Source organism: Pelosinus sp. sgz500959, assembly GCF_042610375.1.
Taxonomy (GTDB): Bacteria; Bacillota; Negativicutes; order DSM-13327; family DSM-13327; genus CTSoil-075.
On the sequence record NZ_JBGJZL010000022.1, the window covers coordinates 1 to 21,474 of the forward strand.

Annotated in this window: 22 protein-coding genes, 2 rRNA genes and 1 other annotated feature (1 of these 25 only partly in view); of the genes, 19 read left to right on the top strand and 5 right to left on the bottom strand. The window is 36.0% G+C overall.

Features of this window, described 5'->3' with window-relative positions; translation table 11 throughout:
• The 3 genes from ACAN52_RS20685 to ACAN52_RS20695 form a co-directional block, all read left to right on the top strand.
• Positions 1-82 (top strand): 23S ribosomal RNA (locus tag ACAN52_RS20685); the annotation flags it as partial.
• A gap of 97 nt (positions 83-179) precedes the next feature.
• Positions 180-296: ribosomal RNA gene (rrf, locus tag ACAN52_RS20690) — 5S ribosomal RNA — on the top strand.
• Between the two features lie 495 nt (positions 297-791).
• Positions 792-1,358, top strand: a complete 567-nt coding sequence (locus tag ACAN52_RS20695) for a beta-class carbonic anhydrase (RefSeq protein WP_378956989.1) — start codon at positions 792-794, stop codon at positions 1,356-1,358.
• 96 nt (positions 1,359-1,454) lie between these two features.
• Here ACAN52_RS20695 and ACAN52_RS20700 read toward each other — a convergent pair whose 3' ends face one another.
• Positions 1,455-1,949 carry a rubrerythrin family protein gene (locus ACAN52_RS20700; RefSeq protein WP_378956990.1) on the bottom strand — a complete coding sequence of 165 codons (495 nt, stop codon included), beginning with the start codon at positions 1,947-1,949 and terminating at the stop codon, positions 1,455-1,457.
• A 157-nt stretch (positions 1,950-2,106) separates the two neighbouring features.
• On the opposite strand from ACAN52_RS20700, the gene ACAN52_RS20705 reads away from it, so the two are divergent.
• The 5 genes from ACAN52_RS20705 to ACAN52_RS20725 all read left to right on the top strand — a co-directional run bounded on the left by ACAN52_RS20705 (position 2,107) and on the right by ACAN52_RS20725 (position 6,771).
• A complete protein-coding gene (locus ACAN52_RS20705) occupies positions 2,107-4,146 on the top strand; it encodes a sigma 54-interacting transcriptional regulator (RefSeq protein ID WP_378956991.1) in 2,040 nt (679 codons plus the stop codon).
• Between the two features lie 289 nt (positions 4,147-4,435).
• On the top strand, positions 4,436-5,434 hold the full coding sequence (gene dhaK / locus ACAN52_RS20710; RefSeq protein ID WP_378956993.1) for a dihydroxyacetone kinase subunit DhaK: 999 nt from the start codon (positions 4,436-4,438) through the stop codon (positions 5,432-5,434).
• 13 nt (positions 5,435-5,447) lie between these two features.
• A complete protein-coding gene (gene dhaL / locus ACAN52_RS20715) occupies positions 5,448-6,074 on the top strand; it encodes a dihydroxyacetone kinase subunit DhaL (RefSeq protein ID WP_378956994.1) in 627 nt (208 codons plus the stop codon).
• Between the two features lie 21 nt (positions 6,075-6,095).
• Positions 6,096-6,488, top strand: a complete 393-nt coding sequence (gene dhaM / locus ACAN52_RS20720; protein ID WP_378956995.1) for a dihydroxyacetone kinase phosphoryl donor subunit DhaM — start codon at positions 6,096-6,098, stop codon at positions 6,486-6,488.
• A gap of 19 nt (positions 6,489-6,507) precedes the next feature.
• A complete protein-coding gene (locus tag ACAN52_RS20725) occupies positions 6,508-6,771 on the top strand; it encodes an HPr family phosphocarrier protein (RefSeq protein WP_378956996.1) in 264 nt (87 codons plus the stop codon).
• 76 nt (positions 6,772-6,847) lie between these two features.
• On the opposite strand, the gene speD is transcribed toward ACAN52_RS20725, so the two are convergent.
• The gene (gene speD, locus ACAN52_RS20730; protein ID WP_378956997.1) at positions 6,848-7,303 is read right to left on the bottom strand and encodes an adenosylmethionine decarboxylase; all 456 of its coding nucleotides are present in this window, start codon (positions 7,301-7,303) and stop codon (positions 6,848-6,850) included.
• A gap of 402 nt (positions 7,304-7,705) precedes the next feature.
• Between speD and ACAN52_RS20735 the strand changes: the two genes are divergently transcribed.
• The 5 genes from ACAN52_RS20735 to disA all read left to right on the top strand — a co-directional run bounded on the left by ACAN52_RS20735 (position 7,706) and on the right by disA (position 13,847).
• Positions 7,706-8,644: a nitronate monooxygenase gene (locus ACAN52_RS20735; protein ID WP_378957026.1), complete on the top strand. Its 939-nt coding sequence runs from the start codon at positions 7,706-7,708 to the stop codon at positions 8,642-8,644.
• Positions 8,645-8,677: 33 nt separating this feature from the next.
• Positions 8,678-9,868: an FprA family A-type flavoprotein gene (locus ACAN52_RS20740; RefSeq protein WP_378956999.1), complete on the top strand. Its 1,191-nt coding sequence runs from the start codon at positions 8,678-8,680 to the stop codon at positions 9,866-9,868.
• A 93-nt stretch (positions 9,869-9,961) separates the two neighbouring features.
• The gene (locus ACAN52_RS20745) at positions 9,962-11,143 is read left to right on the top strand and encodes a class I SAM-dependent rRNA methyltransferase (protein ID WP_378957000.1); all 1,182 of its coding nucleotides are present in this window, start codon (positions 9,962-9,964) and stop codon (positions 11,141-11,143) included.
• A 260-nt stretch (positions 11,144-11,403) separates the two neighbouring features.
• Entirely contained in the window at positions 11,404-12,768 is a 1,365-nt protein-coding gene (gene radA / locus ACAN52_RS20750) for a DNA repair protein RadA (protein ID WP_378957001.1), read from the top strand.
• Positions 12,765-13,847, top strand: coding sequence for a DNA integrity scanning diadenylate cyclase DisA (gene disA, locus ACAN52_RS20755; protein ID WP_378957002.1), 1,083 nt, complete (start codon positions 12,765-12,767; stop codon positions 13,845-13,847). The genes radA and disA overlap by 4 nt, the downstream gene beginning before the upstream one ends.
• Before the next feature lie 43 nt (positions 13,848-13,890).
• On the opposite strand, the gene ACAN52_RS20760 is transcribed toward disA, so the two are convergent.
• Together ACAN52_RS20760 and ACAN52_RS20765 are read right to left on the bottom strand one after the other, a co-directional pair.
• Complete coding sequence (locus ACAN52_RS20760; RefSeq protein WP_378957004.1) at positions 13,891-14,211, bottom strand: stage II sporulation protein P; 321 nt, start codon at positions 14,209-14,211, stop codon at positions 13,891-13,893.
• A 172-nt stretch (positions 14,212-14,383) separates the two neighbouring features.
• Positions 14,384-14,776 carry a DUF1573 domain-containing protein gene (locus ACAN52_RS20765; protein WP_378957005.1) on the bottom strand — a complete coding sequence of 131 codons (393 nt, stop codon included), beginning with the start codon at positions 14,774-14,776 and terminating at the stop codon, positions 14,384-14,386.
• Positions 14,777-15,097: 321 nt separating this feature from the next.
• On the opposite strand from ACAN52_RS20765, the gene ACAN52_RS20770 reads away from it, so the two are divergent.
• The 4 genes from ACAN52_RS20770 to ispD all read left to right on the top strand — a co-directional run bounded on the left by ACAN52_RS20770 (position 15,098) and on the right by ispD (position 18,501).
• Complete coding sequence (locus ACAN52_RS20770) at positions 15,098-15,598, top strand: CarD family transcriptional regulator (protein ID WP_378957007.1); 501 nt, start codon at positions 15,098-15,100, stop codon at positions 15,596-15,598.
• Between the two features lie 123 nt (positions 15,599-15,721).
• Entirely contained in the window at positions 15,722-16,864 is a 1,143-nt protein-coding gene (locus ACAN52_RS20775) for a PIN/TRAM domain-containing protein (protein WP_378957008.1), read from the top strand.
• 133 nt (positions 16,865-16,997) lie between these two features.
• Positions 16,998-17,186, top strand: coding sequence for a hypothetical protein (locus ACAN52_RS20780; RefSeq protein WP_378957009.1), 189 nt, complete (start codon positions 16,998-17,000; stop codon positions 17,184-17,186).
• Positions 17,187-17,304: 118 nt separating this feature from the next.
• A complete protein-coding gene (gene ispD, locus ACAN52_RS20785; protein WP_378957011.1) occupies positions 17,305-18,501 on the top strand; it encodes a 2-C-methyl-D-erythritol 4-phosphate cytidylyltransferase in 1,197 nt (398 codons plus the stop codon).
• 51 nt (positions 18,502-18,552) lie between these two features.
• On the opposite strand, the gene ACAN52_RS20790 is transcribed toward ispD, so the two are convergent.
• On the bottom strand, positions 18,553-19,110 hold the full coding sequence (locus ACAN52_RS20790) for a rubredoxin-like domain-containing protein (RefSeq protein ID WP_378957012.1): 558 nt from the start codon (positions 19,108-19,110) through the stop codon (positions 18,553-18,555).
• A 251-nt stretch (positions 19,111-19,361) separates the two neighbouring features.
• On the opposite strand from ACAN52_RS20790, the gene ACAN52_RS20795 reads away from it, so the two are divergent.
• The gene (locus ACAN52_RS20795; protein ID WP_378957013.1) at positions 19,362-19,589 is read left to right on the top strand and encodes a hypothetical protein; all 228 of its coding nucleotides are present in this window, start codon (positions 19,362-19,364) and stop codon (positions 19,587-19,589) included.
• Between the two features lie 262 nt (positions 19,590-19,851).
• Positions 19,852-21,315, top strand: a complete 1,464-nt coding sequence (gene gltX, locus ACAN52_RS20800; RefSeq protein ID WP_378957014.1) for a glutamate--tRNA ligase — start codon at positions 19,852-19,854, stop codon at positions 21,313-21,315.
• Between the two features lie 47 nt (positions 21,316-21,362).
• Positions 21,363-21,474: a binding site (T-box leader), on the top strand; it runs 111 nt beyond the window's last position.

Consider the following 21,474-nt stretch of genomic DNA (forward strand, 5'->3'; position numbering starts at 1 on the left):
GATGACAAGGTTGATAGGCCAGGTGTGTAAGTCCAGCAATGGATTCAGCTGACTGGTACTAATAGGTCGAGGGCTTGACTTAATCCGCTAACATGACCTGTTAGCACATGAATTAATCCTAAAATACGATCTTTCTTCTGTGAAGTTTTGAAGGAACATAGTAATATGTACTTCTAAAATCCAGTGGCGATAGCTATGGGGTTCCACCTGTTCCCATATCGAACACAGTAGTTAAGCCCATATACGTCGAAAGTACTTGGTTGGAAACGACCTGGGAGGATAGATAGTTGCTGGTTAGTAAAAGCACTCATGCAAATGAGTGCTTTTTTCTTTTCTTATCGTCGTTCCTGAGATTGGTGGGGATGCTCTAGATGCTAGGCATGAGGAGCACGTGAACTGAGCAGATGGGGTATCATCGCCAATCGAATTACCGAATACAGTAGTTAAGCCCATACGCTGAAAGTACTTGGCTGTAAATGGGCTGGGGATAAGTATTGCTGGTGAAAGAAAGCACTCATTTTTATGAGTGCTTTTTTTCATAGTGTTCGTAAGATTGTTGATAAGTAGGATAACTAAATCCTCGTGAACGATAGATAGTGAGTGAAAAGAAAAAAATATTGTAATTTGTATACTTAACATAATTAAATAAATTAACACTTATTAAGTATCGTTATACAATGTAAAATGATATATAATAAAATGGGTTATAAATATAAAAGTATATTTATGTTTTTTATTTCTTTATAAAATGTAAATGAGGAAAGAAAACACTTATTACGGAGGGATTTAGTATGACTATCTTAGATGAAATGTTAGAAGCCAATCGTAAATTTGTCAAAGCTTTACCTGTGGAATTTGTTGATTATTACCCAGAAACAAGTAAAATGCCAAATCGTGAGATTGCAATTTTTACTTGTATGGATACTCGTTTAGTTGATTTTTTAGAACCAGCGATGGGGATTAAACGTGGGGAAGGAAAAGTAATAAAAAATGCAGGAAATTCGGTAACACGTCCTTTTGGGGCTACCATTCGTAGTTTAATTGTAAGTATTTTTGAATTAGGTGTAAAAGAAATTTTTGTTATTGGTCATTTAGATTGTGGTATATCTCATACCACATCTCAATCTTTGATTCAAAAAATGCTAGATAGAGGAATTTCACCCGATGCAATAAAAATGATTGATAAAGAATTAGAACATTGGATTGACAATTTTCATCATCCCATCGACAATCTAGAAGAAGTTGTTGTGAAGATTCGTAGTAATCCCCTCATTCCTAAAGACGTACCTGTACATGGGCTGATTTTTAATCCTAATACAGGAGAAGTTGAAGTTGTGGTAAATGGCTATTCTGTGTGAAAAACATATATTTTGAAATTTAGTAAAATATTATTAAATAAAATAGAGAAAGACCACTTCAAAGAAGTGGTCTTTCGGTTATAATAAAATATATATTTAATCGAATTTTTTATAAGCTTGCGCTTTAGCACCACAGATGGGACATACATCTGGTGCACCTTTTTCATGAATATGACCACAGATAGTACAGAGATAGTAATCAAAAATTTCGTGACTTTCTAAGTTAGTGAGTGCTGTTTGATATAATTTAGCATGTACTTTTTCGGCTTCAGTAGCGAGTGTAAAAGAGCGTATCGCTGCAGTTGTATTTTCTTCTTCTTTAGCTTCTGCAATAAATTGTGGATACATTTCGCTAAATTCATAAGTTTCACCAGCAATAGCAGCTTGAAGATTATCAGCGGTTGTTTTTATTTTTCCTAAAGCACTTAGATGAGAATGAGCATGAATTAATTCTGCTTCAGCAGTTGCACGGAAAAGTTTCGCTGCTTGTACATAACCTTCTGCCTCAGCTTTTTTAGCGAATGCTAAATATTTGAGATTGGCCTGTGATTCTCCTGCAAAACCATCAGCTAAGTTTTTTTCAGTTTTCATTAAAACTACCTCCAAAATTATTTATTATCTATTAATTATTATTATCCATAATGAATAAATTGTCAAGATAAAAACTTCCATTAAGTCTAAAATATATTGATATTTTAGATAAATTAATTCTGATTATACAAAGTGTTAAGTAAAGAGGGTTAATAAATTGCATTATGAAAAAAAAGCAGTAATTCAACACCAGAAAGGATTGCATACACGAGTTGTAGCGATGGTTGTACAAAAAGCTCATGAATTAAATGCTCAATATCAATCTGGATTATTTTTTAAGTATAATCAACGTGAGCAAATATTAGCGAACAGTTTAATGTTATTATGTTCGTTAAAAGTAAAAGCTGGTGATGGGCTATGGGTAGTAGGAAATGGTGATAATGCTGAATTGGCAGTAGAAGAAATGGTTGATTTCTTGGAAAGTGATTTTCAACTTAATAATCCACAAACCATTAATGAGGTGGATAAGCTACTTCAAGATAATGCTTTTACGGCTGAACAGGTTTTTAATAGCATGGCCAATGGGTTAATGGTATGTGATGAAGACGATATTATTACAGTATTTAATCCAGCTGCTGAAGAAATTTTAGGAATTTTAGCAAGTACAGTTTTAGGTAAGAAAGTTTATGACAGTATTCCTAATTCTAGATTACATATTATTAATAAGAGTGGAATAGCTGAATTAGCTTGCCGGCAGCTTGTTGGCGATTCAGTTACAATTACCAATCGGACACCGATCATGATTGATGGTCAGGTAAAGGGTGCAGTTGCTATTTTTGAAGATATTTCTGCATTGGAAAAAGTTACGTGGGAATTACATGAAATAAAAGAACTAAAAGAACGCTTACAACTTGTTTTGGAGTCAGTACAGGATGGTATCTGCGTATTAAATAAGGATGGATATATTACGTATGTTAATCCTGCCTATTTAAGAATTGTCAATCTACATTATGAAGATTTGGTAGGAAAAAATATAAATGATATTTCTTCAAACGGCGCACGATCAATCGTTTTGAAATCAGGTAAACAAGTATTAGGTCATGTTAGTCATAAATTAGATGGGGTAACTGTTGTCGCTAATGTCAATCCCATTATTGTTGATGGGGAGTTAACAGGTGCTGTGTCAGTAATAAAAGATATTACTGAGTTACATAGTTTGATGGATAATTTGAATCGTATTTCGGCCAAAGCCGAATATTTAGAGCAAGAATTATGGCGTACCAAAAAGACCGATAGCGCATTCGAGCATTTTATTGGACGTAGTGGTAAAGTTGTGGATGTATTATCCATGGCTGCCAAAGCGGCCCAAGGCTCCTCTAATGTACTTATACGCGGCGAAAGCGGTACAGGTAAGGAATTAGTGGCTGAAGGCATTCATTATGCAAGTTCAAGAGCTCAAGGACCGTTTATACGAGTAAATTGTGGAGCGATCCCTACTAATTTATTAGAAAGTGAATTATTTGGTCATGAAAAAGGATCTTTCACTGGTGCAGTGCGTAAAAAATTAGGTAAATTTGAATTAGCTAATAATGGAACTATTTTTCTCGATGAGATTGGTGAGATGGAGAAAAATATGCAAGTAAAATTATTACGAGTTTTACAGAAAAAAGAATTTGAAAGGGTAGGTGGGGAAGTTACTATTAAAGTTAATGTGCGAATTATTGCAGCAACAAATCAAAATTTGGAAGTCATGGTTGCGCAAAATGAGTTTCGTGAAGATTTGTATTATCGTTTAAATGTAATTCCTTTATTGTTACCACCTCTTAGAGAACGTAAAGAAGACATCCCGCTGTTAGCGGAACATTTTATGAGTAAAGTGAGTTCTGAACTCGATAGAAAGATTAAAGGTATAAAACGTGAAGCATTGGATATTCTTATAAATTATCGTTGGCCAGGTAATGTGCGTGAATTAGAAAATATTATTGAAAGAATTGTGATTTTGACAGAAGGAGACTATGTCGATGTCCTTCATTTACCTTCATATATTAAAGAAGAAGTATTAACAGGGAAGTGGGAAAGTACTGGAATGGTTGATGACATTATTCTATCATGGGAAGAATATGAAAAGAAAATCATTGGAAAAGCTTTAAAAAAATATGGAAGTTTTAATAGTGCAGGCAAGATTTTAGGACTTACGCATAAAACTGTCGCAGCTAAAGCCAGAAAGTATGGACTTGAGAAAACAATTTCATGGTAATAAAGTGTGATGCTGGTAAAAAAGATCAAAAATATAATAATCAATTGATCTTTTTTACCAAATAATCTAAAATAAAAGTAATAATGATTAAATATAGGCACTAAACCTGATTTTTATTATTGGTATGATTATTGCATATATAAATGTATGTAATAATCATATTTTAATCGATATGAAATGTATTATGCCAAATTCTCAGACGTAGGCGAAAGGCATAGTCGTTCTTACTGGGAATCAAGAATTTATGAAGATTTCTTGGTTTCACAAAAAAATAAGGAGAGTTGATACTATGAAAAAAGTGATTAATGTACCAGAACAAGTCGTTGAGGAAATGTTACAAGGTATGTCTATAGCATACCCACAGTATCTTAAACGCGTCGAAGGTTTTGATGTATTAGTAAGAACGAATTCTCCAGTAGCTAATAAAGTTGGTTTAGTCAGTGGTGGTGGTAGTGGACATGAACCATCACATGCTGGTTTTGTCGGACGTGGAATGTTAGATGGCGCTATTGCTGGTGCCGTGTTTACGTCACCAACCCCTGATCAGGTTTATGAAGCAATTAAAGCAGTAGATGGTGGTACTGGAGTACTTTTAATTATAAAAAACTATAGTGGTGATGTGATGAACTTTGAAATGGCCACTGAAATGGCCATTGCAGAAGGAATTGACGTTGAGAAAGTCATTGTTAACGATGATGTGGCAGTGGAAAATAGTACATGGACGATTGGTAGACGCGGTATTGCAGGAACTGTATTTGTACATAAAATTGCTGGTGCTAAGGCTGAAACGGGAGCATCATTGCTTGAAGTTAAAAGAGTTGCTGAAAAAGTAATTAATAATGTACGTTCGATGGGGATGGCGCTTGATTCTTGTACAGTGCCTGCTGCTGGTAAACCTAGCTTTGTATTAGGCGATAATGAAATTGAAATTGGTATGGGGATTCATGGTGAGCCAGGTACACATCGAGAAGCTCTTCGTTCTGCTGATGAAATTACAAGCCATTTAGTAGAAAAAATTCTCGACGATATGCCTCTAAGCTCAGGGGAAGAAGTAGCAGTTATAGTTAATGGACTAGGGGCAACTCCTCTCATGGAATTGTATATCGTCAATCGTAAGGTTGCTGAGCTACTTGGAGCTAAAGGGGTAAAAATCGAAAAAACATATGTAGGTAATTATATGACATCGTTAGAGATGGCTGGTTTTTCAGTTTCAATATTAAAACTTGATAGTGAACTGAAAGAATTGTTATTTGCGCAAGCAGATACACCAGCTTTGGTACAGTTTTAAAGGGGGATATAGCATGAAAGGATCTGCATATGAAGCAATGGCTGCCATCGGTCAGACCATTATTAGTAATAAGCAATTTTTAACAGATTTAGATGCCGCTATTGGTGATGGCGATCATGGTATTAATATGGCTAGAGGCTTTGAGGCTGTGGCTACTAAGTTACTATCATTGGGACCTGACAAAGATATTGGTGTAATTTTGAAAACGGTGGGAATGACACTTATTTCTAGCGTTGGAGGTGCCTCTGGTCCTTTATATGGTACGGCATTCTTGCGTGCTGCTAGTCCAAGTCAGGGAAAATTTGAGTTAGATACAGAGACTGCTACCTTAATGCTCGCAGCTGCTATTACAGGAATTAAAGATCGAGGGAAAGCAAGTCGTGGAGAAAAAACCATGCTTGATGTATTGGAACCTGCTTATGATGCTTTTGTTGCAGGAGCTGCTGAACAAAAATCTCTAATAGAGTGCTTGGAATTTGCTTGTGAAGCTGCTCGGCAGGGCGTCGAATTTACTAAGACAATTGTTGCGACCAAAGGTCGAGCTAGTTATTTGGGAGAACGTAGTCTTGGTCATCAAGATCCTGGAGCTACTTCATCTTATCTTATGTTGCAGACATTATTGGAGTTTAGTCGCCGCTAGTAAACAGGAGGGTTCAGAGAGATGGTAGGAATAGTCATTGTATCACATAGTCAAAAAGTAGCAGAAGGCATAAGGGATATGGCATTACAAATGTCTAGACCTGAGCAGCAGATTATCGCTGCAGGAGGAATAGACGATGATAAGATTGGTACTGATGTAATGAAAATTAGTGAGGCAATTATTGCTGCGAATACTGGTGATGGTGTTGTAGTAATGGTGGATTTGGGTAGCGCAGTGATGAGTACTGATACAGCTCTTGAACTCCTTGACGCAGAAGTGCGTGATCAAGTAAAAATTGCCGATGCTCCTATCTTGGAAGGGGCGATTAGCGCTACAGTTGAAGCATCGTTAGGTAGCTCATTATCTACTGTTTTGGCGACTGCTGAAGATGCTCGAAATTTAAGAAAGTGTTAACAATTGTGAGGGATTAATTATGACTGAAATTGAAGTAATTATTACGAATACTACAGGTTTACATGCAAGGCCTGCAGCCCAATTTGTTCAAAAAGCTGCTAGTTTTAAATCTAAAATAAAAATTGCAGGCAATAATAAAGTAGCTGATGGAAAAAGTATTTTAGCTGTAATGGGAATGGGATTAACCCAAAATGCCAAACTTATCATTACAGCTGATGGTGAAGATGAAGAAGAGTGTATTAGCGCATTAAAAGAATTAATTGAGAGTAATTTTGGTGAGTAATGAGTTGAGCCATTGAAAGAAAAAAATCCGTTCTATCTTGTCGTTACAAGGTAGAACGGATTTTTATATCATTGGATTATCGAGAGCGAGACAAGAATCTAAACACTTTAGCCCCCGTATCACGAACACGACGCATTGGCGTGATACTCAATTTGATTTTTGGTTTCATATCACTAAGTGATCCAAAATCACCACGTTTTATATTGGTTGTTTTGATCTTTTCAGGTTTAAATGACTGTTTCAATACCTTTATTGCTTGGTCTGGATAACTTTGTTCACCGCTAGTAAAAATATCTACGGCAGTATAACTCATCTTAGGATAAGTATGAATACTCATATGACCTTCAGCTAATAGTGCTAAAATAGTCAATCCCTGTGGTTCAAATTTGTGGTAAGTGAAGTTTAAAAAGGTCATATTGGCTTCTTTAATTGCTGTTAGCATGGTTTCTTTTACAAAATCTACATTGTCAAGGCTTTCAAAAATGCACCCATACAGATCAATGGTCAGGTGTCTTCCTATTATTCCTAGCATATCATGTATCGCCCCTTTACGAAAGTTTATTGAGATAGATACTTTCTTGTTTAACATATAAAGTATTAATAAAAAAAGCCTATTTATGACAAAAAAAGTATACTGAGATTATTAGTTAGAAGTATTGTACAATTTTTCATTATAAATCGATTACGTAGTATTGTAAAGAATAATTTTTCAGATTATTATATAAAATAATGATGAAATCTTTGCAGGAATATACAATTTAAATAGTGAATTTTAAATGAGAAACTATATCTAATAATAAGGAGTGCTATCATATGATGAACAACAAATTAACNATTATATAAAATAATGATGAAATCTTTGCAGGAATATACAATTTAAATAGTGAATTTTAAATGAGAAACTATATCTAATAATAAGGAGTGCTATCATATGATGAACAACAAATTAACAACGCTACTAAATATAAACTACCCCATTATTCAAGGTGGTATGGCTTGGGTATCTGATGGAAAATTAGCAGCTGCTGTATCTGAAGCTGGTGGTGCAGGGATTATTGCTACAGGTGGTCGAGATGTAAAATGGGTAGTCGAACAAATTCGTTTAGCAAAATCTCTTACCAATAAATCATTTGGTGTAAACATTCAGTTGATGGCCAATAATAAAGATGAAATTATTGATGCAATTTGTCAGGAAAAAGTAGTATTTGTTACTCTTGGTGCGGGTAATCCCGTTCCATTTTTTGAGCAATTTGATAAAGCGGGTATTAAGAAAATTCCAGTTGTACCAAATGTTAAATTAGCTAAACGAGTGCAAGATAAAGGTGCTGATGCGATTGTCATTGAAGGTATGGAAGCTGGTGGACATATTGGTGTATTGACGACAATGGCACTTATGACCCAAGTGATTCCTGCAGTCAGTATTCCTGTTATTGTCGCAGGTGGTTTTGCTGATGGACGTGGGTTAGCAGCAGCACTTGTGATGGGCGCAGCAGGTATTCAGATGGGTACACGATTCTTGGTAGCTGAAGAATGTTCTGTTCATGAGAAATTTAAACAAAAACTAATTTCTGCAGTTGATACTGATACTGTTGTTACAGGAATGGCTTCAGGTCATGCTGTTAGAGGAGTTAAAAATAAATTTACAGAACATTTCTTAGAACTTGAGCGGAAAGGCACACCAGAAGCTGAGCTTGCACGTTTAGCAACAGGTACGAATCGTTTGGCCGCTGTTGAAGGGGACATCGAAAATGGTATGGTTCAGGCTGGACAGAGTTTACTTCCTCTTACTAAAATTGAACCTGCAAAAGATATTATTGAAAAAATAATGTCTGAAGCCAAAGAGGTATTGGCAAAAGCACCTCAGTTGGTATAGAATTTAGGTTCAAAGGGATAGGAGGAAAGAGATATGATGCATAATGTAGAAATAGCACCAGGAGTATATTCTGTAGGGGCAGTGGATTGGACTAAGAGAAATTTCCATGGCTACGAAACACCGAGAGGCGTTACTTATAATGCTTATTTAATTGTAGATGAAAAAATTTGTTTAGTCGATACTGTAAAAGCGCCTTTTACTAAGGAATTACTTGAACGTGTTAGTCAAATTGTTGATCTAGAAAAAATTGATTATATTGTTTGTAATCATACTGAGCCTGATCATTCTAGCGCATTGCCTTTTGTTATGGAAAAAACACCACAGGCCAAAGTTGTGCTGACTGCTCAAGGTAAGGCATCGATTATAAAACATTATCAAAAAGAGTATGATTTTCAGGTTGTTAAAGAAGGCGATGTCTTAGATCTTGGTCGTAAAAAATTACATTTTATAACAATGCCGATGTTGCATTGGCCTGACTCTATGGCAAGCTATCTTGATGGAGAAGAAATTTTATTTTCAAATGATGCTTTTGGCCAACATATTTGTACAAACCAATGTTTTGATGATGAAAATAATATTAGTGATATTATGGATGAAGCGTCCAAGTATTATTCTAATATTTTGATGCCCTATAATCGATTAATCGGCAATGCTTTAGGTAAAACTGAAACGGTGCCAATTAAAATGATTGCTCCTAGTCATGGTGTCATATGGCGTACTCATATTAAAGATATTTTGGTAAAATATGAGAAATGGGGTAGCGGATACAATAACGGTAGTATCGTTATTGTATATGATAGTATGTGGGGTGCCACGGAAGATATGGCTAGGCGTATCTTGGAAGGCGTATCAGCCGCAGGGGTTGTTGCAAAATTACATTGCCTGACAACAAGTTCATTAAGTGATATTATCAATGATTCCTTAGAGTGTGGTGGTATTATTGTTGGATCATCAACTCAACATAATGATGTACTACCAACAATGGGCGGGTTTTTGACTTATTTGAAAGGATTACGACCGGTAAACAAAATTGGCGCGGCTTTCGGTGCTTATGGTTGGGCTGGCGGGGCACAGAAGTCCATTGAAGAGTCTCTTACTGCATCAGGCATCGCTGTTGAATCATCTAACTTATCATTTAAATGGGTGGCTGATCAAGATGAGCGGGAAAAATGTTTTAATTTTGGACTAGAATTTGCAAAAAAAGTACAAGGTAATAAAGAGTAAGTAAGAGATAAGAGGGCTGTAAAGCCCTCTTATATAATCAAGAAGAGTGGAATTTAGTATAAGTGGAAAAAGAACAGAAGTGAGGAATTCAATATGCAAGTAAAAGCAACTGTATTTTTACGTAAAGGTGGCCAACATCGCGTAGAGAATGGACATCCATGGATATTTCAAAGTGAACTCGATTATATAAATGGTCGGTTTGAGCCTGGTGATATTGTCGATGTATATAACTGGCGAAAGGTATTTTTAGGACGAGGTTATATCAATCCGCAGTCTCAAATTATTGTGCGCATCTTAACAACAGAACAAGAGCCGATTGATCGAGAGTTTTTTAAAAAGCGTATTGAAGCAGCTTGGGATTATCGGAAAAAATTTATTAGTGAACCAGATTATTGTAGATTAATCAATGGTGAGGGTGATTTTATACCAGCCTTAACCGTTGATAAATTTGGCGATTATATGGTAATTCAGACCTTGTCTCTAGGGATTGATGTGCATAAAGAAACAATCATATCTGTTTTAGAGGAATTATTTCAACCTAAAGGTATTTATGAACGTAATGATGTATCCGTGCGCCGTTTGGAAGGTTTAGAACAGCAAAAAGGCTATCTTAGAGGCGAGTTTCCGACAACCATTAAGGTATTAGAAAATGGTATACCTTTTTATGCTGATATTGAAAATGGTCAAAAAACAGGTTTTTTCTATGATCAACGAGAAAATCGTTTATTTTTAAAACAGGTATCTCAAGATGCTGAAATATTAGATTGTTTCTGCCATACAGGATCATTTACAGTACATGCTGCTTTATATGGTGCAAAGAAAGTAACTGCGATTGATATTTCTGAAGATGCCATTGCTATGGCAAGAAAGAATGCTGAACTCAATGATGTTCTTCCAGTCTGTGATTTTCAAGTGACTAATGCTTTTGATTATTTGCGTACAATGTCAGATGAAGGCAAGCAATTTGATGTAGTTATTCTTGATCCGCCAGCCTTTACGAAAAGTCGCAAAGCTCTTGAAGGAGCGGCACGTGGATACAAGGAAATTAATTTGCGAGGAATCAAAATGGTACGTCCAGGTGGCTTTTTAATCACTTGTTCATGTTCTTACCATATGGATCGTGAATTATTTAAAGCAATTATTGTTGATGCTGCTCGTGATGCTAAACGAGCCATTCGTATGGTTGAATATCGCACGCAAGCAAAAGATCATCCTATCTTACCAGCATCAGAAGAAACTGAGTATCTGAAATTTATGATGATACAAGTTATGTAAAAAAAGAATGACAAAGGCTTTTGTTTAACGATAAGGTCTTGGCAAAAGCCAAGGTCTTTTTTTCGTAATCAGAAAGTATAACACTTTCTAGGGTTACAAGTAAGGGCAACTAAGACTTTGGTCTGGCTGGGGACTGAAGTCAAGTTTTCTTTATATAGAAAAACAATGGATAGTGTCATTTTTTGCAGGAAAAAGATACAATAACGCGAACAGAATTTTATAATAGTGATGTGTTTTTTATACGAGAGGGGTCAATAAGAGTGGCTAAAGTAAAAGTTCATTTTGTATGCCAAGAATGTGGACATGATTCGTTGCAGTGGTTAGGGAAGTGTCCTGGTTGTGAGGCGTGGAATAGTATGGTTGAAGAAGTTGTAAGTAAACTGGATACTAAAACACGCCATAGAGCTAATGATGGAGCTACACCGAGACCTATTACGGAAGTTGATAACCTACCCGTGCCAAGGCTAGCAACAGGTGTAGAGGAGTTTGATCGAGTATTAGGTGGTGGTATCGTACCTGGAGCCCTTATTTTGATTGGTGGTGATCCAGGTATAGGTAAATCAACCATGCTCTTACAGGTCGCTTGTAGCGTAAGTCAGACCTATGGTACGGTTTTATATGTTTCTGGAGAAGAATCAGCAGTGCAAACTAAAATGCGTGCTGAGCGTCTTGATAAATTAAGTGATAAATTATTAATCATGACAGAAACAAATTTAGAGGAAATTACAGCTGTAGCCAGTCGGATGAAACCAGCGTTGCTAATTATTGACTCCATACAAACTATGTATAGTTCAGAGATACCATCAGCCCCAGGTAGTGTAGGACAAGTCCGAGAATCCACAGGAAAGTTATTGCGTTTGGCCAAGGAAAGTGGTATTCCGATTGCAATTATTGGACATGTGACGAAAGAAGGCAATATCGCTGGTCCAAGAATTCTAGAGCATATGGTTGATGTTGTACTGTATTTTGAAGGGGATAAAAGTCATGCTTTTCGTATATTGCGTGCAATAAAAAATCGTTTTGGTTCAACACATGAGAGTGGTATATTCTCCATGGAAGAAGATGGGCTAGTCGAAGTTAAAAACCCTTCAGGACTGTTATTATCAGAGAGGCCAGAGAGAACGCCAGGATCAGTAGTATTAGCTTGTATGGAGGGGATCAGACCCATACTGATTGAAATTCAAGCTTTGGTTAGTACGACTTGTTTTGGTATGCCTAGACGTATGGCAGCGGGTTTTGATTATAATCGACTTATTTTATTGATGGCCGTATTGGAGAAGCGCGTAGGTTTAATGCTTGCTAATCAAGATGCTTATGTAAATGCCGTAGGTGGTATTCGAATTACTGAACCAGCAGCTGACTTGGCTGTAATCTTAGCGGTGGCGTCAAGCTTTCGTAATGTATCTCTTGATGCGCAGACTGTTGTCATGGGAGAAGTTGGCCTTACAGGTGAAGTTCGTATGGTGGCAAGAGTTGACATACGCATCAGTGAAGCGGCTAAATTAGGTTTTAAAAGATTTGTCATTCCTGCTGGAAATTTAACAGGATTAAAAGTTCGTCAATCAGGACTTAAAATAGTAGGGGTCAGCAATGTTATTGAAGCAATGGAGGCGGTATTTATATGACCAATCATCATGAAAATAAATTGTGGGATGCAAAGTTTATCAATACTATTCAAAAGTTAGTTCCTGGAACACCTCTGCGAGAAGGTCTGGAAAATATTTTGCGAGCTAAAATGGGAGTCTTAGTATTAGTCGATAATAATCAGCCTTTAATGAATATAGTTGATGGTGGCTTTTCAATTAATTGTGAATATACGCCGGCTAGTTTTTATGAACTTGGCAAAATGGATGGTGCTTTGATTTTATCAGCTGATGCTCGGCATATATTGTATGCTAATGCACAATTAGTACCCGATTCTAATATTAGCACAACTGAAACTGGAACACGTCATCGGACTGCTGAACGAGTTGCTAAGCAAACTGGTGGTTTAGTCATTGCTATTTCACAGCGACGTAATTTGATTACCATGTACCTTGGTAATTTGCGATATACTTTAAAAGATATTACGGTCATTTTAAGTCGTGCCAATCAGGCTTTACAAACCTTGGGGAAATATAGAAAAACCTTACAAAAATCTTTTGCAAGGTTAAGTGCGCTGGAGTTTGCAGATTTAGTAACACTGTTAGATGTAGCTGAAATCATTGTACGTGTTGAGCAATTTAACCGTATTGCTAGAGAAATTGAACTTAATATCATTGAACTTGGACATGAAGGCCGTTTAGTCAACATGCAAATGGAAGAACTAATGTCAGAGTATGATGATATGGAGTTATTGATTAAAGATTATTGTGTCAATCAAGATCAAAAGGTACAGGAATTAGTGCGAGAGCAATTGGCAAACTTACCAGAAGAAAGTTTGGAAATTTATAATGTAAGCCGTATTTTAGGCTATGCTTCCACCCCTAATGTTCTTGATCTGCCAGTGATACCTAGAGGATATCGAGTCCTTCGCCGAATTCGACGTCTCCCTATGTCACTGGTAGATCATTTAGTCAGTCATTTTAAAACACTTCATCCCATTTATCACGCGACACTGGTAGAGCTAGCTCATGTTTCTGGCGTTGATGAAGGTCAAGCGAATATAATAAGAGAGGGTCTTAAAAGAGTACGTGAGCAGGTTTTGCTGGATCACTATGAATGATAGATAAAGAGTATAGATTATTGTTTTCCCTAAATGAATTGACTCACTTATATTTTTCTAAATTGACGTTTTCGACAAAACGTGCAAAAGCTTTATTTTGTTCTATTTTCACGATTTTATATCGTTGATTTTCCTCAGTGAGTACTTCGTCTCCCACATTAACAACTAAAGGTACATACATTAAGCTATGACCATCAGCTTCGTCAACTATCGTGTAATAATCATATAATTTTTGTGGCTCTGGTGCAGGTTTTTGTTGGACAGAAAATAGATTAAGAGGTAATATATGTAGTACGCTGAAGACTGAAATGCTAAGCAGTACGATTACTATCATGATCAGTAGATAACGGCGATTGAAGTTCATTCTAACAACTCCTTAGAGCAATTACTGTGAGTATAAGATTTTTATCGTATACTCACAGTTGTATTATGTACCTACCAAAACCTCTTTATGTAAAAAACGTGACCCTAAATGGTCACGTTTTACTGTAATTTTGAATATTAATTTGGAAGAAGTGCTGTCAGGTGAATACTTGTTAGGATAGATGAAAAAAGCCTAAGGTATTCACAGTATTAAGCTCCTGCCGCATAACTTCGTTTAGGCTAATGCCTGATAAATTGCAGAGTGCAGCTAAGTAGAATAAACTATGACCTAGTTCTTTCGTAAGAACATCCTTACAATGTTCGCAAGGTTCACCAGATAAATGAGAGGACATAAATTGTTTTAAGTCACTATATTCAGTGTCAGGAGGTATTTGTTGTTTGGTGGCATTTACTTTGACACAACCGCATTCGGTGACTGATTTAGCAAAAGCACGATTTACTCGGGCGCTAGCTTCTTGGTATTTTGTCATAATATCAAGGACACTGCGGTGACGAATCAGATATTCATCAACAGCAGATTGGAAATCTGAGCATTTTTCATGCATTACGAAACACCTCACTTTGAGTTTTATTATATAAAGATCAATCTATGATTGTCAATGTTTGTACAGCGATGAAAAGAGAATATAATAAAAAAATAAAATAATCATTTTTTATTTAAAAAAAATGATTGATAAAGTTAGTGCTAAGAGATTTTAAATTGCTAAAAAGAGACGTATAAAGTTGACTTTAAGAAGGTATCATTATGGTAAAACTACTCGTAATCAAAAAATATAGTTGACAAGAATTATTAGCCTATGCTAAAATATACAATTTTGACAGAAGAAGATATATATGCTATACTACTTCTATTAGGAGATGATGCTATGTTAGCTATAGGGGACAAAGTGGTTTATCCCATGCATGGTGCTGGTGTCATTGAGGCCATCGAAGAGCATGAAGTGTTTGGGCAACGACAGGATTATTATATTCTTACTATGCCTTATGGCGGTATGCGAGTGATGATCCCTATGAAAAATGTTGAAAATATCGGTTTGAGAGAAGTGATTGATGACATTGGAATTACAAAAGTGGTTGATATTTTGCGCACAACTTCGATTCAAGAAACTGCGAGTTGGAATAAAAGATTTAATTTAAATTTAGCAAAAATAAAAACCGGTAGCATATATGAAGTAGCTGAGGTAGTGCGCAATTTGATGCTGCAGGATAATTCCAAAAAACTTTCAGCAGGAGAAAGACGATTGTTAGAAACTGCTAGGAAGATTATGGTCAGTGAATTGGTATTGGCTTGTGGTAAAGATTTGGGTAGTGTAGAAGAATGGATTGATGAATTAATGCAAGAACAAGAAAATACGCCAGGCAACTGACGTATTTTTTTGTTAATATTAGGGTATAATACATAGTGTTTCCACATTGTATTTGTAATGTAATTTGCTTGTAAGAATGTGGGAAATCTTATATAATGAATAAATAGTAGAGGGGGTGTTAATTTGCTAGATAAAATTTTGCGGTTTATCATAACTGTCTTAACAGTAATTGCTGGTCTTATGACAGCTAAATGGATAAGTACAAGTTCTTTTTTTGCATCGATGGTGAGCAATGAGTCTTTACGTATTGGATTCATTGATAGTGGTGATACAATAGCTACGATTCTAATCTTTATTGTAGGTGGAATATCCGGTGGTGCTGTTGGTTTTTTTCTATCGCCTTTTTTCATAAAGCATTTGATGAAATTTACCTATTGGGTTGAGTCAAGGCTGAATAAAATGCCGATTTATGACGTATTGGCGGGATCGATAGGACTTGCTATTGGTTTAATCATTTCTAATTTAATCGGATCAACCTTTATGCATGTTCCGATTATTGGGAATTATATTCCAGGTGTTAGTAGTATCATCTTAGGTTATCTTGGAATGAATATTGCAATCAATAAACGAGAAGAATTATTTTTAATGCTAGTATCTTTGCCTTGGAGAGGTAAAGAAAAGGAAAAAGACAAGTCAAAAGATAAAATTATTGAAGTGGAACAATATAAAATTCTTGATACAAGTGTTATTATTGATGGACGTATTGCTGACATTTGTGCCAGTGGATTTGTAGAAGGACCACTAGTCGTTCCTGTGTTTGTGTTAGAAGAATTACAACATATTGCTGATTCTTCAGATTTGTTAAAGCGTAATCGTGGCCGACGCGGTTTAGATATTTTGAATCGTATGCAAAAAGAGTTGGCTCTTTCTGTGCAAATCAATACGAGTGATTTCGATGATATTGCCGAGGTAGACTCTAAACTTGTGAAGCTTGCCCAAGTTATGAAAGGGAAGCTTGTGACTAATGATTATAATTTAAATAAAGTTGCTGAATTGCAAGGTGTAAAAGTGCTTAATATTAATGAACTATCGAATGCTGTAAAGCCAGTTGTCTTACCAGGTGAAGAAATGATCGTACATGTTGTAAAAGATGGTAAGGAATTGGGGCAGGGAATCGGATATCTTGATGATGGTACAATGATTGTAGTTGATAGCGGTAAGAAGCATATTGGTGATACGATTGGAGTATTGGTAACATCTGTGCTGCAGACAGCCGCTGGTCGTATGATTTTTGCCAAACCCAAAGCAATGGAAAAAGGTGCTTAGATAATTTTAACTGGATAAAAAATCTCCAAGTTCTGTGTTTAGCAGACTTGGAGATTTTTTTTTAGGTTTAGCAGGAAAAAATTACAATAAATGGAATATAATAATAGGTTGAAAATACTATGGAGGGGAAAAAATGCATAACGAAGAATTTGAATTGGTTAACTTTGTATGTAGTAAGTGCGGGCAAACGTTGGTACAAGCTTTGCCTTCATCGCGAGTATTGTGTAGAAAATGTAATCATTGGGTTGAACAAGAGTCGCGAGGGCGAAAAATTTATGGTGCTGGTATAAAAAAATATAGTATGTCCGTGGTGTGTAAATGATGATAAATGATATGATGCTATCAAATTGATTGCCGAAAAGCAGGTAAAGTAATTACGGCAATCGAATAAACAAGTATATTACAAGAGAAAAACGATACTTGAAAGGTAGGATCATAACGTGGTTACAGCAATCATAGTTGCGGCAGGACGCGGGAAAAGGATGAATAGTGATATTAATAAGGTATTTATATTACTAGGGGATCAACCTATATTGTTACACAGTGTACTGACTTTTTCAGCATGCACTGAAGTTGATAATATTGTCGTCGTTGCGGCACCTGATGAAGTGGAAGATGTGGAGAGTTTACTTAGTACATTGCCTGAAATTAAAGGTTGGCAAGTGGTTGCAGGTGGTTGTGAACGACAATATTCGATTGCCAATGCTCTTAAAATTGTACCTCAATCAACTGATCTAATTTTAGTGCATGATGGTGCTAGGCCCCTTGTTAGCAAACCGTGTATTAATCGTGTGATTCAAGTTGCTCGTGAACAAAAAGCTGCTGTTGCAGCGGTGGCTGTTAAAGATACTATCAAAGTAGTTGATGAACATGGGAGCGTCATAGACACGCCAGCAAGAAATACTCTGTGGTCAATACAAACGCCTCAAGGATTTACTGCTGAACTTCTACGACAAGCCTATGATAGAGCGGAAAAAGACGGTTATCTTGGTACTGATGATGCATCACTCGTTGAAAGATTAGGTGTCGATGTTAAAATTGTAGTTGGTAGCTATGATAATATTAAAGTAACGACTCCTGAGGACTTAACTATTGCTGAGGCGTTAATCAAACAAGAAGATACTCGTTGTAATAATAAAAAGCGAGAAGGAGAGAATATGATACGGTTTGGTATGGGATATGATGTACATAAATTAGTTGAAGGTCGAAAACTAATACTTGGTGGAGTTGAAATACCTTATATTTATGGATTAGATGGACATTCAGATGCTGATGTATTATTACATGGAATTAAAGATGCACTTTTAGGCGCTGCAGCATTAGGCGATATCGGAAGACATTTTCCTGATACGGATATGCGCTATAAAGGCGTTTCGAGTATCATTCTTCTTGAAAGGGTTAGAGAAATTATTGCTGAACATGGATATATCGTTAATAATATTGATGCGACAATCGTAGCAGAAAGACCTAAATTAGCTTCTTATATTCCCGATATGAATCAAAAAATCGCAGAAGCCTTGCAAGTTGAAGTAGGACAAATTAATGTAAAAGCAACGACAACTGAGGGGTTAGGATTCGCTGGAAAAGGTGCAGGAATCGCTGCTTATGCTGTGGCGTCAATTGTGAAAAATAAGTAAAAAAATGCCAACCTCTTTAGGTTGGCATTTTTTTATGTATGTATCAGTCTCTTAGCCCGGCATGATGGAATCAAACATCGTAGAACCTACTCGGCCAAGATATATGCCGCACGCAGCAGATAGAACGCTGAGTACAGTAATAATAATCATATTCGTTGGAGTAAAACCATTCATCAAATATAAAGCGAAAATAGCAATTGATAAAATCTGGAGAATAACTCCTGCAATTGCTTTATTTATTAAAAGTGGTGTAGTTAACTTTTTAAAGCGAATTTTCCCATCGATCAACCCTGTGATAAAACCGAGTAGTACAGATAAAGGTAATGCTAAAATGGATAATTTGACTGCTGCTAAAAATTCTTCACGTAAAGGACCATCAATCCAAAAAGTAAGAGGAAGCAGAAACATAATAACTACGATAAAGACTTGTGGAAAATGAACGCTGACAGGATGGAGATGTTGATCAATAATGAATTTACGCTTTGGTGAAATCTTTTTTGTATAGGGCTCAAATACTGTTTTGGGTAAACCACATGCAGGGCAAAGATCTTTTAGGTGATTCTCATCCATAATAAATCCGCAGGCTTTGCATTTAACAAAAGTTTTCATTACATGACCTCCAATTATTTTATTTAGAAATACAAAGAAAAATAGGAAGTTAGCAGAAATCCACCCTATTATTTACAATTCAACAAAATCAGACAAATTCCTGTGTGAAATTTATAAAAAAGTAAGTTTGAAGAATATTTGTATAAAATTTGTGTATTAATATATATTATAAATAATCTAGATTCTGAAATAATGATAGGAAAAAGGGTAGAGTAAATCAATTTTTCGCACAAAAATGTGGAGGGATATCTATGCGAAACGTAATATGTATTTTATTGATTGCAATGACGCTGAACATACAGGTAATGCGCCAAGATGATAGTACTACATGGGGTGAACTGTGGTATAACGATAAAATAATTTGGCGAGTCGCGCTTTTGGCTGATGGTGTGAGACCTGTTTCAGGAGTAAATCGTGGAAAGACTACTTTAATTACCCCTGACATTATAGATGGCTTGTTTTTAATAAGAGTACAGTAATATGCATTTCAGCATGAAATGGTTATTTTATTCAATATGTTAGCAGTTGGCATAAATAAAGTATTTCAAAAGCTTTTTTTGCATAAACATATATAATCTGCTAGAATTATATGGAACTCATGAAAAAATATAGTCTGATGATAGTGGATAGAAACTTTTAAAAAAATGCAACTGTAATGTAAGGAAGCTGCTTTAAAAGATAGATAGACACTTTAAGGCAGACTCTATACGATGCAAAAAAAGTTTTTGGAGGGAAGTTAATATGTTACAACAAGAAATCAGAGTGAGGTTTGCACCAAGTCCTACAGGTCCCTTTCATATTGGTGGCGCTCGCTCAGCGTTGTTTAATTGGTTATTAGCAAAAAAATATAATGGCAAGTTTGTTATGCGAATTGAAGATACTGATTTAGAACGTTCTACGAAAGAATCAGAAGAAAATATTAAGGATGCCTTAAATTGGTTGGGGATTACCTGGGATGAAGGTGCTGATGTAGGAGGTCCTTACGGACCCTATCGACAAACCGAACGTCTAGATACTTATAATAAGTATACCCAGCAACTATTAGCTGAGGGAAAAGCCTATTACTGCTATTGTAGTGAAGAAGAAATTGAAGCAGAACGTCAAGCGCAACATGATAAAGGTGAGACACCGCGTTATGGTGGACGTTGCCGGCATTTGACAGAAAGTGAAATCGCTCAATTTACTGCTGAAGGTCGGAAACCGACTGTTCGTTTTCATGTTATTGAAAATAAGCAAATTGTGTTTAAAGATATGGTTCGTGATACGATCAGTTTTGATTCAAATGGTGTGGGTGATTTTGTTATTGTCAAATCTGATGGTGTGCCAGTTTATAATTATGCAGTTGTTATTGATGATGCTTTAATGCACATTACCCATGTTATACGAGGTGAAGAGCATTTGTCTAATACACCTCGCCAAGTCGTTCTATATGAAGCTCTTGGTTTTACTGCCCCTGAGTTTGGACATATTTCTCTTATTTTGGCTACTGACCGTAGTAAAATGAGTAAACGCCATGGTGCGACATCTGTTGATCAATATCGTAATTTAGGTTATTTACCTGAAGCGATTGTAAATTATCTAGCACTTTTAGGTTGGTCACCTGTTGGTGAACAAGAATTTTTCTCATTAGAAGAGTTAGTTCAGCAATTTTCCATGGATCGCGTGGCTAAAAGCCCTGCAGTGTTTGATCTTGATAAGTTAAATTATATTAGTGCTCAGTATATAAAAAAAGCGACACCAGAAGTTGTTACTGAGCTAGTTTTACCTCATCTCAAAACTGCAGGTTATATCGATGATACAATTTCTGTGGAAGCAAAGGCATGGTTAGTTTCAGTAGTTGCTGAACTGCAAGAGTATATTAGCCATGGTGCAGAAATTGTAAATCACATTGATATATTCTTTAATGATGAAATTGAGTTTGAAAATGAAGAAGCTGTGGAAATTTTACGTGACGCTGATATTCCTCAAGTTATGGCTAGTTTCCGTGAAAAATTGCAGGCACTTACAATTGTTGATGCACCAGCGGTAAAAGCACTCTTAAAAAGCATAACAAAAGAGTTAAAATTAGGTGGCAAAAAAGTCTTTATGCCACTTCGGATTGTGTTAACAGGTAAGATGCATGGACCTGATCTAGATAAAATTATTTCTCTTATTGGTAAAGAGCGGATACTTGCTCGTCTTGAAAAGACCTTAGCTAAAATCTGATTGACAGTGTTATTTCCTCCGAGTATAATTTTATAATAAATCATATCTAAAATGTAATGATCGGGATAAGTAAGTGTAATACTGACTTGCAGAGAAGTAGCGCCATAGGCTGCGAGCGCTATTAGATAAGAGACACCTAAATGCACCCGTGAACAGGTT

Coding starts and splice junctions, on each gene's coding strand:
- ACAN52_RS20790 (WP_378957012.1), bottom strand. CDS start 19,110: ATGAAAACTTTTGTTAAATGCAAAGCCTGCGGATTTATTATGGATGAG.
- ACAN52_RS20780 (WP_378957009.1), top strand. CDS start 16,998: ATGCATAACGAAGAATTTGAATTGGTTAACTTTGTATGTAGTAAGTGC.
- dhaM (WP_378956995.1), top strand. CDS start 6,096: ATGGTAGGAATAGTCATTGTATCACATAGTCAAAAAGTAGCAGAAGGC.
- ACAN52_RS20765 (WP_378957005.1), bottom strand. CDS start 14,776: ATGCATGAAAAATGCTCAGATTTCCAATCTGCTGTTGATGAATATCTG.
- disA (WP_378957002.1), top strand. CDS start 12,765: ATGACCAATCATCATGAAAATAAATTGTGGGATGCAAAGTTTATCAAT.
- ACAN52_RS20695 (WP_378956989.1), top strand. CDS start 792: ATGACTATCTTAGATGAAATGTTAGAAGCCAATCGTAAATTTGTCAAA.
- ACAN52_RS20735 (WP_378957026.1), top strand. CDS start 7,706: ATGAACAACAAATTAACAACGCTACTAAATATAAACTACCCCATTATT.
- ACAN52_RS20760 (WP_378957004.1), bottom strand. CDS start 14,211: ATGAACTTCAATCGCCGTTATCTACTGATCATGATAGTAATCGTACTG.
- speD (WP_378956997.1), bottom strand. CDS start 7,303: ATGCTAGGAATAATAGGAAGACACCTGACCATTGATCTGTATGGGTGC.
- ACAN52_RS20740 (WP_378956999.1), top strand. CDS start 8,678: ATGATGCATAATGTAGAAATAGCACCAGGAGTATATTCTGTAGGGGCA.
- dhaL (WP_378956994.1), top strand. CDS start 5,448: ATGAAAGGATCTGCATATGAAGCAATGGCTGCCATCGGTCAGACCATT.
- ACAN52_RS20770 (WP_378957007.1), top strand. CDS start 15,098: ATGTTAGCTATAGGGGACAAAGTGGTTTATCCCATGCATGGTGCTGGT.
- ACAN52_RS20745 (WP_378957000.1), top strand. CDS start 9,962: ATGCAAGTAAAAGCAACTGTATTTTTACGTAAAGGTGGCCAACATCGC.
- ACAN52_RS20725 (WP_378956996.1), top strand. CDS start 6,508: ATGACTGAAATTGAAGTAATTATTACGAATACTACAGGTTTACATGCA.
- ACAN52_RS20795 (WP_378957013.1), top strand. CDS start 19,362: ATGCGAAACGTAATATGTATTTTATTGATTGCAATGACGCTGAACATA.
- ACAN52_RS20700 (WP_378956990.1), bottom strand. CDS start 1,949: ATGAAAACTGAAAAAAACTTAGCTGATGGTTTTGCAGGAGAATCACAG.
- gltX (WP_378957014.1), top strand. CDS start 19,852: ATGTTACAACAAGAAATCAGAGTGAGGTTTGCACCAAGTCCTACAGGT.
- dhaK (WP_378956993.1), top strand. CDS start 4,436: ATGAAAAAAGTGATTAATGTACCAGAACAAGTCGTTGAGGAAATGTTA.